Here is a 13644-nt window from a genome sequence, read left to right on the forward strand (position 1 = left end):
AGATGCTCGCGTCCACTATGCAAATCTCAAACAACAGACAGCAACCAAACCCACCCCACCACCAACACCCATCACCCGATGAGCTGGTCTGGCAGGAGGCCGGCCCCGCACGAGGTCAAACAGACAGCAAACCCGCCACAGCGGGCCCGCCTCAATGTCCGTTTCCTCAGGACCCAACAGTGTGTTCAACCAGCCCGAACCCCCGACACCCCGTTCCCACTCCCTCCACGAAGAGGGCGGTACTAGCGGCCCGGCGACCCGGTCCGGCTGACTAGCCAGTGCTCCACTAATGAGCGCGCCGAGCGTGGAACGTTCGCCCACGGACACGGCATGAACCACAGACCACCACGTGGCCTGCAGCCGATGCTCCTTAGAAAGGAGGTGATCCAGCCGCACCTTCCGGTACGGCTACCTTGTTACGACTTCGTCCCAATCGCCAGCCCCACCTTCGACCGCTCCCCCCAGCAAGCTGGTTGGGCCACGGGCTTCGGGTGTTGCCGACTTTCGTGACGTGACGGGCGGTGTGTACAAGGCCCGGGAACGTATTCACCGCAGCGTTGCTGATCTGCGATTACTAGCGACTCCGACTTCATGGGGTCGAGTTGCAGACCCCAATCCGAACTGAGACCGGCTTTTTGGGATTCGCTCCACCTCACGGTATCGCAACCCTCTGTACCGGCCATTGTAGCATGTTTGCAGCCCAAGACATAAGGGGCATGATGACTTGACGTCATCCCCACCTTCCTCCGAGTTGACCCCGGCAGTCTCCAATGAGTCCCCACCACCCCGAAGAGCGTGCTGGCAACATTGAACAAGGGTTGCGCTCGTTGCGGGACTTAACCCAACATCTCACGACACGAGCTGACGACAGCCATGCACCACCTGTCACCCGATCCGAAGAGGCACCCATCTCTGAGTGTTTCCGGGCGATGTCAAGCCTTGGTAAGGTTCTTCGCGTTGCGTCGAATTAAGCAACATGCTCCGCCGCTTGTGCGGGCCCCCGTCAATTCCTTTGAGTTTTAGCCTTGCGGCCGTACTCCCCAGGCGGGGCGCTTAATGCGTTAGCTACGGCGCGGAAACCGTGGAAGGTCCCCACACCTAGCGCCCAACGTTTACAGCGTGGACTACCAGGGTATCTAATCCTGTTCGCTCCCCACGCTTTCGCTCCTCAGCGTCAGGTAAGGCCCAGAGAACCGCCTTCGCCACCGGTGTTCCTCCTGATATCTGCGCATTTCACCGCTACACCAGGAATTCCGTTCTCCCCTACCTACCTCTAGCCAGCCCGTATCGAATGCAGACCTGGAGTTAAGCCCCAAGCTTTCACACCCGACGTGACAAGCCACCTACGAGCTCTTTACGCCCAATAATTCCGGACAACGCTTGCGCCCTACGTATTACCGCGGCTGCTGGCACGTAGTTAGCCGGCGCTTCTTCTGCAGGTACACGTCAACTTCGTCCCTGCTGAAAGAGGTTTACAACCCGAAGGCCGTCATCCCCCACGCGGCGTCGCTGCGTCAGGCTTTCGCCCATTGCGCAATATTCCCCACTGCTGCCTCCCGTAGGAGTCTGGGCCGTGTCTCAGTCCCAGTGTGGCCGGTCGCCCTCTCAGGCCGGCTACCCGTCGTCGCCTTGGTAGGCCGTTACCCCACCAACAAGCTGATAGGCCGCGAGTCCATCCCCAACCGAAAAAACTTTCCACCACCATCCCATGCGAGAAGTGGTCGTATCCGGTATTAGACCCAGTTTCCCGGGCTTATCCCAGAGTCAGGGGCAGGTTACTCACGTGTTACTCACCCGTTCGCCGCTCGAGTACCCCGAAGGGCCTTTCCGCTCGACTTGCATGTGTTAAGCACGCCGCCAGCGTTCGTCCTGAGCCAGGATCAAACTCTCCAAACAATGTTTGAGAAGTTTCTCCCGGCTGAAAGCACCCGCATCAACATGCGGATGTATCAACCAAAGGAATCCGTCCTCCCACCACAGGCGGGTCGGACGGGGTTGTGCTTCATGCACTGGCTTTTAACACACTGTTGAGTTCTCAAGAAACGGACGCGTTCTCCGTCTTCCTGGCCAGAAGGCCAAGCGTCCGGGGCGTTTCGTTCGTTCCGTTGTGCCTTTATTCTTTCAGGCCCGCGTTTTCGTGTCAAACCAGTCCGTTTCGAACCGCTTGACTTGATCTCGCTTGCCTTACCGGAATTCCGGCCGCCCCGTTTCCGGGGCAACCCCTCAAACTTACCAGCCTCTGAGCGGCTCTGCGAACCGATCTTTGAAACCGTTTATTTGAAGGGATTGTCGACGGACACGGAGCAGCCCACACCGAAGTCACCGGAGTGATTGGAGTGGATTGCGCCGGACCCTGCCGACATCAAAAGATTAGCAGTCCCCGAAGACCGCTCGGAACGGAACCGCCAAGAGCTCCGACGCGACCCAGGCCGGGCACGAGGGGAAACATAGACTCGACCGGGTGAGCAGCCAGACGCCGCCTACGGCGAAGAAGGTTCCCAGCGAGCGCGTGCACCACGGGGACACCGTGGTCGATGACTACGCGTGGCTGACGGTCAAGGACGATCCCGAGACGATCGCCTACCTGGAGGCGGAGAACGCCTACACACAGCAGGCGACCGCCCATCTCAAGCCCCTGCAGGAAACGATCTTCCAGGAGATCAAGGGCCGGACCCTGGAGACGGACCTGTCGGTCCCCACCCGCAAGAACGGCTGGTGGTACTACTCCCGGACCGAGGAGGGGAAGCAGTACGGCATCCAGTGCCGGGTGGCGGCCGACGGAGAGACGCCTCCGGAGCTGAAGGCGGGCGAGTCGCTCCCGGGCGAGCAGATCCTGCTCGACGGGAACGAACTGGCCGGGGAGAGCGACTTCTTCTCCATCGGCACCAGCGCGGTCAGTCCCGACGGGACCCTGCTGGCCTACTCCGTCAACTTCACCGGCGACGAGCGGTTCACCCTGAAGGTGAAGGACCTCACCACCGGTGAGATGCTCCCCGACGAGATCCCCGGCATCTTCTACGGCGGAGCCTGGTCGGCCGACGGCACGACGTTCTTCTACACGACCGTCGACGAGGCATGGCGGCCCAACCAGGTCCACCGGCACACGATCGGCGCCGCGTCCGCCGACGACGTCATCGTCCACGAAGAGGGCGACGAGCGGTTCTGGATCGGCATCGGGCTCAGCCGCAGCGAGCGCTACCTCGTGCTCTCGATCGGAAGCAAGATCACCAGCGAGGTCCGCATCCTTGAGGCGGACGACCCGACGGGTGAGTTCCGCGTCGTACGCCCGCGCGAGACCGGCGTCGAATACGGCATCGACCACGCCGGCGACCACTTCCTCATCCTGCACAACCGGAACGCGGAGAACTTCGAGCTGGCCACCGCGCCGCTCGACGCCCCCGGCGACTGGACTCCGCTGATCGAGCACCGCGAGGACACCCGGCTGCTGGACGTGGAGGCCTTCGCGGGCCACACCGTCGTGCACTTCCGCCGAGACGGCCTCACCGGCATCCGCGTCCTTCCCGGGGACCGGGAGGGCGCCGAGGGGGTGGAGCCGTACGAGATCTCCTTCCCGGAGCCGATCTACGACGCCACGCCGTCGGGAAACCCGGAGTTCACCACCGGACGGCTCCGCCTCGGCTACACCAGCATGGTCACTCCGCCCTCGGTCTATGACTACGACCTGCGGACGCGCGAACTGATCCTGCTGAAGCAGAAGGTCGTGCTCGGCGGTTACGACCCGGCCGACTACGAGCAGTTCCGCGAGTGGGCCACCGCCTCCGACGGCACCCGTGTCCCCATCTCGATCGTGCGTAAGAAGGGCACCGAGCGGCCCGCGCCCACCGTGCTGTACGGCTACGGCAGCTACGAGATCTCGATCGACCCGTCGTTCTCGGTGGCCCGGCTCAGCCTGCTGGACAGGGGGTTCGTCTTCGCCGTCGCGCACATCCGGGGAGGCGGTGAGATGGGTCGCCGCTGGTATGAGGACGGCAAGTTCCAGAAGAAGAAGAACACCTTCACCGACTTCGTCTCCGCCGCCGAGCACCTCAGGGCGGAAGGCTGGTCGAGCACCGTCATCGCCCGGGGCGGTTCGGCCGGTGGCCTGCTGATGGGCGCGGTCGCCAACCTGGCGCCGGAGACCTTCGCGGGAGTGGTCGCCGAGGTGCCGTTCGTGGACGCGCTGAACACGATCCTCGACCCGTCACTGCCGCTGACCGTCATCGAGTGGGACGAGTGGGGCGACCCGCTGCACGATCCGGACGTGTACGCGTACATGAAGTCCTACTCGCCCTACGAGAACGTCGACCAGCGGGTCTATCCGCCGATCCTCGCCATCACCAGCCTGAATGACACCCGCGTCTTCTACCACGAGCCCGCCAAGTGGATCGCGAAGCTCCGCGACACCGCGGACGGCGGGCCGTTCCTTCTCAAGACGGAGATGGGCGCCGGGCACGGTGGCCGGAGCGGCCGTTATGACTCCTGGCGCGAGGAAGCCCTCGCCCTCTCCTGGATTCTCGACACAGCCAAGGTGGCCTGAATGGCATACATCGCAGCGGACGACCGATACGACGGGCATCAGCCGTACAACCGGGTCGGCAGGAGCGGGCTGCGGCTTCCGGCGGTCTCGCTGGGGCTCTGGCACAACTTCGGCGACGACCGGTCCTTCGACACCCAGCGGGCCATCCTGCGGAGGGCCTTCGACCTGGGGGTGACCCACTTCGACCTGGCCAACAACTACGGCCCGCCGTACGGCTCGGCGGAGACCAACTTCGGCCGGCACTTCCGGGACGACTTCGCGCGGTACCGCGACGAGCTGGTGATCTCCACCAAGGCCGGTTACGACATGTGGCCCGGGCCGTACGGTGAGTGGGGGTCGCGCAAATACCTGCTGTCCAGCCTGGACCAGTCGCTGAAGCGGATGGGGCTGGACTACGTCGACATCTTCTACAGCCACCGGTTCGACCCGGACACGCCGCTGGAGGAGACGATGGGCGCGCTGGACCACGCGGTCCGGTCGGGTAAGGCCCTCTACGCGGGCATCTCCTCCTACTCGCCGGAGCACACCGCGGAGGCGGCCCGGATCCTGCGTGAGATGGGCACGCCGCTCCTGATCCACCAGCCCTCCTACTCGATGCTGAACCGGTGGATCGAGGGCGGCCTGCTCGACGTGCTGGAGGAGGAGGGCGCGGGTTGCATCGCGTTCTCTCCGCTGGCGCAGGGGATGCTGACCGACCGCTACCTCAACGGTGTCCCCGAGGGGTCGCGGGCCTCGCAGGGGCGCTTCCTCACTCCGGAGATGCTCACCGAGGAGAACATGCGGCACATCCGCACGCTCAACGGGATCGCGGAAGGACGCGGTCAGTCGCTGGCGCAGATGGCGCTGTCGTGGGCGCTGCGCGACAGGCGGGTCACCTCGGTGCTGATCGGCGCGAGCAGTGTCCGGCAGCTGGAGGACAGCCTCGGGGCGGTGCGGAACCTGTCCTTCACCGATGAGGAGCTGGAGACGATCGACAAGGACGCGGTCGAGGCCGGCATCAACATCTGGGCCCGTTCCAGCGAGGCCTGACCCCTGCCGGGGCCTCGTTCACAGTGCCTGGTTGCGCTGCAGGTAGGTGAACGAGGCCCAGCCGGGCAGGACCGGCAGCCAGAAGGTGAGCAGCCGGAACAGCAGCACGGCGGAGGTGGCGATCTCGCCGGGGAGGCCGGAGATGGTGAGGCCGCCGATGAGGGCGGCCTCCACCGCGCCGAGACCGCCGGGGGTGGGGGCGGCCGAGCCGATGGCGTTGCCCGCCAGGAAGACGATGGCGACGGCGGCGAAGCCGAGGGAGCCGCCGAAGGCGCGGATGCTGGCGTCGAGGGAGGCCACGAAGAAGATGGTCAGCAGCAGGGTGCCGGAGAAGCCTTCGAGGATCTTGCGGGGCGACTGGAGCACGTCCAGCAGGCGCGGGATGACGCCGGAGAACAGTGACCGGATGCGCGCGGTGACCATCCGGCGCAGGCGGGGGACGCTCACGATGACCAACGCCAGCACGGCCACGGCCAGCAGGACGAACACCAGCGTGCGCGACGGGGTGAAGGACGAGGCCGCGCTGGAGCCGGTGATGTAGGCGAACAGCAGGAGCAACGTGATGTGGAAGCTCAGGCCGATCAGCTGGGAGGCGCCCACGCTGGCCACCGCCTGCCCCGGGGGAATGCCACGTTTCTGCAGGTAGCGGGTGTTGATGGCGACGCCGCTGACCGCGGCCGGGGCGACCAGCTTCACGAACGACCCGGCGAACTGGACGAGGACGGTACGGCCCAGCGGAAGCTTCTCCGGCACGAACCCCCGCAGCATCAGCGCGGCGGCGACGTAGCTCATCATCGCGGCCACCAGCGCCACGACGGTCCAGCCCCACTTGGCCGAGCTGATCATGTTCAGGTTGATCTGGGTGATGTAGTAGACCAGGAAGTACGCGGCGAAGGCGCTGGCGATGATGGTGATGAGGATCCGCGGGCGGAAGCGCTCCAGGCGGACCTCCTCGGCCTCGGCCTTGGGCTTGAGCTCGACGATCCGCTCACGGATCTCGGTCAGGATCTCCTTGTCCTTGCTGAGCGCGGCCCTGGTCTCGCGGGTGAGCGCGATCCGCTGGAGCAGCGGGAGCGCGCCTGCCAGCGTGTCCGGCCCGGCGACGGACGCGGCTGCGCGGACCGCGCGCTCGGCGCCGACGCGCAGGCTGAGGTAGGTGAGCAGCTGGGCGATGTCGAGGCGGAGCAGGAGGTCGCCGGCGGCGATCTCACCGCTGCGGGCGTCCGTGAGGATGACGCGGCCCTCGTGGTCGACGTGGATGCTGTCGCCGGTCAGGCGCCGGTGCGCGAGCCGCTGGACCTGGAGGAGCAGCACCTGCTCCCAGATCTGGGCCAGCAGGTCGTCGTCGATCTCGGTGTCGGGGATGTCGTCGAGCGCGCGGGTGTCGGTGTGCTCGTAGGCGAGCAGCGCGGCGTCGGTGCCGATCTCGCTGGTGCCGACGAGCCGGGGGGTGCTGGCCCCGGCTGCCTGCGCGGCGTACGCCATCAGGGCTTCGCGTTCCAGCTCGGCGCGGAGGGAGCGGATGGCCCGGCGCCGGGTCTCGGTGTTGAGCCGGATCCGCCGCCAGAGGCGGTAGAGCAGCCCGGCGACCTGGCGGTCGCGGTCGAGGACGGTGACGTCGAGACGGCTGCCGTCCTTGAGCCCGATGGCGTATCGCCGGCTGCTCTGGTGGTCGTCGTCGAGTCTGCGGGCCCGCACCGGGACGAAGCCCAGCTTGGCGACCGCCGCGACGATCGCGCTGCCCGGCGGGCGGGTGTTGGGACTGCCCACGCCGTACAGCGTGGCGTAGCCGACGGCCAGGCCCACCAGGATGGAGACGACGATGCCGAGGATGGTGGCGGCCGTGGCGGCGAACAGGGCGATGGCGTTGAGCGCGACCGCGCACCACAGGGCCGCCCGCCAGGTGGGCCTGCGGGAGATCCGGACGGCCGTGACGTAGGCGATGATCGAGGTGAGCAGCGTGTTGAGGGGTTCGACCCCTCTGCGGCCTCCGGTCAGCAGGAGACGGAGGTCTTCGGGACCGGCGTTGAGGATCCACTCTCCGAGCGCGAAGGACAGCACCATTCCGGCGATCGCCGCGAACAGGCCCTCGGCCACCCGGAGGCCGTCGCGGTGGAGCACCCTCTCGATCGCGTAGGCGGCGGGAAGGCCCAGCATGGCCGCACCGCTCAGCACGCCGACCAGGCCGCTGAGCAGGAACGGCACCCGGTTCGTGCCGTCGATGACGTCGCCTTCGAGGCCGTTGAGAGTCTTCTGCGCGACGAGCGCGAGCAGCACCACGGCCGCCAGCCCGAGCAGGACGGCCAGGAAGCGCAGCAGGTCGGAGGGGCGCCGGATCCGCTGCGGGAGCAGGGGTTCGACGACGAGCACGACGGAACCGTCGCCCGTCGACGGTGTTGCGTCGTCGAAGGCCGCCACTTTGCCGCTTTCCTTAATTTTCGTCACCGCTAGCGATTCTGCATGTTCCGCATTACAGGTGCGTCACCGATCTTCTCTTCCAGTGTCCACAATCGGAGGCATGCGTATCTCGCCACCCTCCGACAGTGCTGACGGTATGACCCCATCCTGACGCCCGAGGCCGGGAAAAGAGCGGCGCCAGGCGATCCGGCACGACGCCGTGACCGCACTCGACCATAGTCACCGCGGCTGCCCGCCTGCTCTGAGGGTATGGTCCAGACACTCCGGCAAGGTTATGAGGTTTTCCGGAGATGGTATGAAATCCTCTGTACACGGCGAGATGCTCTCCCGGGCGGCGCAGGCGAGCATGTGCAGGCCCGCGCCCCTCAGCGCCCCTCAGTGCCTCTCCGGACGCGAGGCGGCGCCTGCCTACGTCACGAAACCACGACCGTCAAGTAGGGCCAGGGAACGCCCCGAACGCTGATTCGACTCCGCTCGATAACAAATGTCGAGCGGGTCTTTAAAGATCGTGATTACTCCTACTACCTTCCGGCTTATCACGATCAAGGGGATTTCCTCTCCACTCGTGCCAGTGCTAAAGGAGTTTGCATGCGCGCACGCGCTCACAAGGGTCTGGTGGCAGTGATCATCGCCGCTTCAACCATGGCTCTGCCAGTGATCTCCGCCACTCCGGCCTCCGCCGACCCGGATCCCGCGGCATTCAGCGCGTCGGTCAAGGCTCCGGCGGTCAGACGGCACCTGGAGAAGCTCCAGCAGATCGCCGACGCCAACGGCGGCACCCGCGCCTCGGGCACCCCGGGCCATGAGGCCTCGGTCGCCTACGTGGCCGGCAAGCTGCGGGCCGCGGGATACAAGGTCACCCTGCAGGAGTTCGAGTTCCCGTTCTTCCGCGAGCTCGCCCCCAGCGTGCTCAACCGGGTCTCGCCCGGAGGCAAGCCCTACGTGCGCGACACGGACTTCGCGGTCATGACCTACTCCGGTTCGGGGAACGTCACGGCCCCCGTGCAGGGGGTGGACCTGGTCCTGCCGCCGAGCCCGGCGCCCAACGGCTCCACCTCCGGCTGCGAGGCGAGCGACTTCGCCGGGTTCACCGCGGGCAACATCGCACTGCTCCAGCGCGGCACCTGCAACTTCCAGGTCAAGGCCGAGCTCGCCCAGGCGGCCGGCGCCTCCGGCGTGATCATCTTCAACGAGGGCCAGCCGGGCGAGGGCACCAACGACCGCCGGACCCTGCTGAGCGGCACGCTCAACGTGCCCACCACGAACATCCCCGTCGTCGGCACCACCTTCGCCGTCGGCAACGAGCTCGCCGCGGCCGGAACCACGGTGACGCTCACCGCCGACACCGAGGGCGACCCTCACCGCAAGACGCGTAACGTCCTGGCCGAGAGCCGCTGGGGAGATCCGGGCAAGGTCGTCATGCTCGGATCTCATCTGGACAGTGTCACCAAGGGGCCGGGCATCAACGACAACGGCTCCGGTAGCGCGGGAATCCTGGAGACGGCGCTGAAGGCGAGCGTCCTGCCGACCAGGAACAAGCTCCGGTTCGCCTTCTGGGGCGCCGAGGAGCTGGGTCTGCTCGGCTCCGAACACTACGTGGCGAGCCTCTCCCCGGAGGAGAAGGCGAAGATCAAGATGTACCTGAACTTCGACATGATCGCCTCGCCGAACTACGTCCTCGGGATCTACGACGGGGACAACTCCGACGCGACCGGCGCTCCGGCGGGTCCCGCGGGCTCGGACAAGATCGAGAAGCTTTTCGAGTCGTACTACAGGGCGATCCGCCAGCCGTACACCGGCACCGACTTCACCGGCCGCTCGGACTACGGCCCCTTCATCGCGGTCGGCATCCCCGCGGGCGGCCTGTTCACCGGCGCCGAGGGCGTCAAGACCGCAGAGGAGGCCGCCAGGTTCGGCGGCGAGGCCGGGGTCGCCTACGACAAGTGCTACCACCAGGCGTGCGACACCATCGCCAACGTCAACGACAAGGCCCTGGCGATCAACACCGGCGCGATCGCGACGGCGGCGTTCGTCTACGCCTACAGCGGCACCCTGCCCGGCGGCGGCGCCCCGGCCTCCACCCAGCCGGGGACCGGTGGCGGCGGCCTCGGGCACGACCACGGAGGCGCCCCCATGTAGCAGACGCGCCAGCGGAGGGGCACGGCTGAGGCGGCCGTGCCCCTTTTTCTGCCACGCGGATAAAGTCGGGGGCATGTCTCTGGGTGAACTGCAGGTTCTGGGTGCGTGTCCGCTGGACTGCCCGGACACGTGCTCGTGGGTGGTGACCGTCCGGGACGGCAAGGCCGTCAGGATGCGCGGCAACCCCGATCATCCCTACACCCGCGGCGCGCTCTGTGTGAAGGTCAACCGCTACCTTGAGCACACCCAGGCGCCCGACCGCATCCTCCATCCGATGCGCCGGGTCGGCCCCAAGGGGTCCGGCCGGTTCGAGCGGATCAGCTGGGAGGAGGCCCTGGAGGAGATCTCCGTACGGCTGCGCGGGATCATCGACGAACATGGCGGCGAGGCGATCTGGCCGTACATCGGCACCGGCACGCTCGGCTACATCCAGGGATCCGAGGGGGTGGCGGGACGACGGTTCTGGAACGTGCTCGGAGCCTCCAAGCACTTCCTGAACATCTGCTCGACGGCCGGCAACGTCGGGCTGTCGCGGACCAACGGCACGGCCGGCGGGATGGACCCCGAGACGTTCGCCCTCTCGAAGCTGATCCTGCTGTGGGGCACCAACACGCTGACCAGCGGACATCACCTGTGGAAGTTCATCCAGGACGCCCGCGCGGCCGGGGCGCACGTGGTGGCGATCGACCCGATCCGCACCCGGACCGCCGAGCAGGCCGACGAGCACCTGCCGATCCGGCCCGGCACCGACGCGGCCCTGGCACTCGGGCTGATGAACGTGGTCCTCTCCGAGGGGATGGAGGACCGCGACTACCTGGAGAACCACACGAGCGGCTGGGAGGGTTTCCGGGAGGAGATCCTGCGATATCCGCCGGAGCGCGTGGCAGAGATCACCGGTCTGCCCGAGGCCGACATCCGCGCCCTGGGAGTACGGCTGGCGCACACCCGGCCCACCGGCATCCGGGCCACGATGGGCATCCAGCGGCACGCGGGCGGCGGCACCGCGATGCGCACGATCGCCGCCATCCCCGGGGTGACCGGCGACTGGCGCCACCCCGGTGGCGGGGTCGCCTACTCCACCAGCGCCTACATCCACCTGAACATCGACACCCGTGAGGACCTGCTCGCCGAGCCGGTCCGGCAGCTCACGATGACCCGGCTGGCCGAGGGGCTGGACGCGTCGGTGAAGTGCCTGTGGGTGTACGCGGCCAACCCGATGGGCTCCACCTCCGACCAGAACCGCATCCGCGAGAAGCTGCTGCGCGAGGACCTGTTCACGGTCGTCATGGAGCAGTTCCCGACCGACACCGTGGACTACGCCGACATCGTGCTGCCCGCGACCATGCAGATCGAGCACACCGACCTGCACGCGGGCTACGGGCACATGTATCTGATGTGGAACGAGCCGGCCGTCGAGCCGCCGGGCGAGTGCCTGTCCACCATGGAGACCTTCCGGCGCCTGGCCCGGCACATGGGCCTGACCGAGCCGTCACTGTACGACTCCGACCTGGAGTTGGCCGAGCAGCTGCTCGCCTCGGGGCATCCGTCGTTGGAGGGCATAACGGTGGACCGGCTGCGCAAGGAGGGCTGGGTCCGGCTCAACGTGCCGCAGCCGTTCGTGCCCTTCGCCGACGGTTTCCCGACGCCCTCGGGGAGACTGGAGTTCGGCTCCGGACCCGCCTACGTCCCCTCGCACACGGCCTCCGCCGAACGCGGGCCCTACCCCCTGGCACTGATCACCCCGGCCGCCCACACCTTCCTCAACACCATCTTCGGCAACAACCCCGAGCTGCTGCGGCGCTCGAAGGGGCCCCGGATCCTGGTCAACCCGGTGGACGCCGCACAGCGGGAGCTGGGCGACGGGCAGCGGGTCCGGGTGTTCAACGCGGGCGGCGGGTTCGAGGCCGTGGTGGAGGTCAGCGACAGGGTGCAGCCGGGTGTGGTGGCCTCCACCAAGGGGCACTGGCGGAAGCTGAGCTCGGGTGGGGCGACGGTGAACGCCGTGGTGGAGGAGCGCGACGCCGACATGGGCCGGGGCGCCGTCTACCACGACAACCTGGTCGAGCTCAGCGCGTGCGCTCCCGGCTGAGCCCGGTCCTCGCGTCCGCCGGTGAGCTCAGCCCTTGTGCTTGTCGAGGAAGGTCAGGACGGCGCGGAACAGCTTCGGCGCCTGGTCGCCCGTGAAGAGCCCGCTGGCGTGCTCCCGGCCGGGGAGGATGACCAGCTGGCGGTCGGCCGACTCCGTGGCCGCGTCGTAGACGGCCTGCGCCAGGTCGACCGGGGCGATGTCGTCCTGGTCCCCGTCCACCTGGAGGAAGGGCGCCTTGAGCGTGGCGACCTCACCGGGCTGGGTCACCCCGGAGATGCTGATGACCCCGGCCGGTGGGGACGTCAGCTTGCCGGCCGCGAGCACGGAGGCCTGCCCGCCCACCGACCCGCCGACCAGGAACACCTTTTTGACGCCCGCCGCGCGCAGCCGCGTGGCCATCGCGACGATGTCCCCTTCGGGCTCCGCCTCGTTGTTCCGGTCGAACAGCAGGACCCGGTATCCCGCGTCGACCATCCGGTCGGCCAGCGGGAGCCAGCCGCACACGCTGCCCCGGCGCTCGTAGGAGACGACCACCCCGACGGGCCCCTTGCCCATGATCACGCCCTGGGTGGTGGTACCGCCGCGCTTGTACTTGAAGATCGTCCCGTTCTTCTCGGTGACGCAGCCGTCGATGTTCACCCCGGTGGGGCTGGACTCGGGGGTCGCGACGGGGGTGGGGGTGGTGCTCGGCGGGCTCGCGGCGGCAGTGCTCGACGTGGGCGCGGGGACGGGCGGGGAGGCCGTGGCGCCTTGGGCCTGGCTGCCGGCCGTACCCCCGCAGGCTGTCAGAAGCACGGCCAGAGCCCCTAGACCAAGCGCGTGTTTACCCATTGCTCCCCCAACGACTCTGTCCGGATTGACATGTTGAGGATGCCGTATCGGAGATCAAACCGTGGTGAGATCCCGTTTCCGGCGGGCTCTTCGGCGACCGGCGGGCCCTTCGGCGACCGGCGGGCGGGCAGGCGGACCGATCAGCTCAGCGAGAGCTTGTATCCCTCGTGGGACGCGACGAAGCCGAGGGAGTCGTAGAAACGATGGGCGTCCTTGCGTGACTTGTCGGTGGTGAGCTGGACCAGGGCGCACCCGCGGGCCCGGCCGCGCTCGACCGCCCACTCCATCATCTGGCGGCCCAGTCCCCTGCCGCGCAGGGCCGCGGCGATCCGGACCGCCTCGATCTGCATCCGGAGCGCTCCACGGCGGGAGATGCCCGGAATGTAGGTGAGCTGCATGGTGCCCACGACCTCACCGTCCAGCTCCGCCACGATCAGCTCGTTGTTGGGATCGGTGTCGATGGCCTCGAAGGCGGCGCGGTGCTCGTCGCCGAAGTCGCCGGTGCGGGCGGCGGAGACGACATCGTCGGCGATCATGGCCACGAGCAGCGGAACGTCCTCGGCCCGGGCGATACGGAAGGTCACTGTCATGACGGCCAACC

At 67.4% G+C, this 13644-nt stretch carries 7 protein-coding genes and 1 rRNA gene; 4 read left to right on the forward strand and 4 right to left on the reverse strand.

What is annotated here, in order from left to right; genetic code table 11:
• Positions 1–374 precede the first annotated feature (374 nt).
• Positions 375–1896 (reverse strand): 16S ribosomal RNA (locus FHR32_RS11605).
• 565 nt (positions 1897–2461) lie between these two features.
• Between FHR32_RS11605 and FHR32_RS46645 the strand changes: the two genes are divergently transcribed.
• On the forward strand, positions 2462–4537 hold the full coding sequence (locus tag FHR32_RS46645; protein WP_184754321.1) for a S9 family peptidase: 2076 nt from the start codon (positions 2462–2464) through the stop codon (positions 4535–4537).
• Positions 4538–5566, forward strand: coding sequence for an L-glyceraldehyde 3-phosphate reductase (gene mgrA, locus FHR32_RS11615; protein ID WP_184754322.1), 1029 nt, complete (start codon positions 4538–4540; stop codon positions 5564–5566).
• Between the two features lie 18 nt (positions 5567–5584).
• Here the strand turns inward: mgrA and FHR32_RS11620 are convergent, their stop codons facing one another.
• A complete protein-coding gene (locus FHR32_RS11620) occupies positions 5585–8011 on the reverse strand; it encodes a lysylphosphatidylglycerol synthase transmembrane domain-containing protein (RefSeq protein WP_312882267.1) in 2427 nt (808 codons plus the stop codon).
• A gap of 561 nt (positions 8012–8572) precedes the next feature.
• Here FHR32_RS11620 and FHR32_RS11625 point away from each other — a divergent pair.
• Both FHR32_RS11625 and FHR32_RS11630 read left to right on the forward strand, forming a co-directional pair.
• Complete coding sequence (locus FHR32_RS11625; protein ID WP_184754323.1) at positions 8573–10123, forward strand: M28 family metallopeptidase; 1551 nt, start codon at positions 8573–8575, stop codon at positions 10121–10123.
• Positions 10124–10196: 73 nt separating this feature from the next.
• Complete coding sequence (locus FHR32_RS11630; RefSeq protein ID WP_184754324.1) at positions 10197–12212, forward strand: molybdopterin-containing oxidoreductase family protein; 2016 nt, start codon at positions 10197–10199, stop codon at positions 12210–12212.
• A 27-nt stretch (positions 12213–12239) separates the two neighbouring features.
• Here the strand turns inward: FHR32_RS11630 and FHR32_RS11635 are convergent, their stop codons facing one another.
• Positions 12240–13007: a hypothetical protein gene (locus FHR32_RS11635; RefSeq protein WP_184754325.1), complete on the reverse strand. Its 768-nt coding sequence runs from the start codon at positions 13005–13007 to the stop codon at positions 12240–12242.
• Between the two features lie 176 nt (positions 13008–13183).
• Positions 13184–13633, reverse strand: a complete 450-nt coding sequence (locus tag FHR32_RS11640) for a GNAT family N-acetyltransferase (protein ID WP_184754326.1) — start codon at positions 13631–13633, stop codon at positions 13184–13186.
• Between the last annotated feature and the right edge of the window lie 11 nt (positions 13634–13644).

Origin of the sequence: Streptosporangium album (assembly GCF_014203795.1) — a bacterium.
In the GTDB taxonomy this organism is placed as follows: Bacteria; Actinomycetota; Actinomycetes; order Streptosporangiales; family Streptosporangiaceae; genus Streptosporangium; species Streptosporangium album.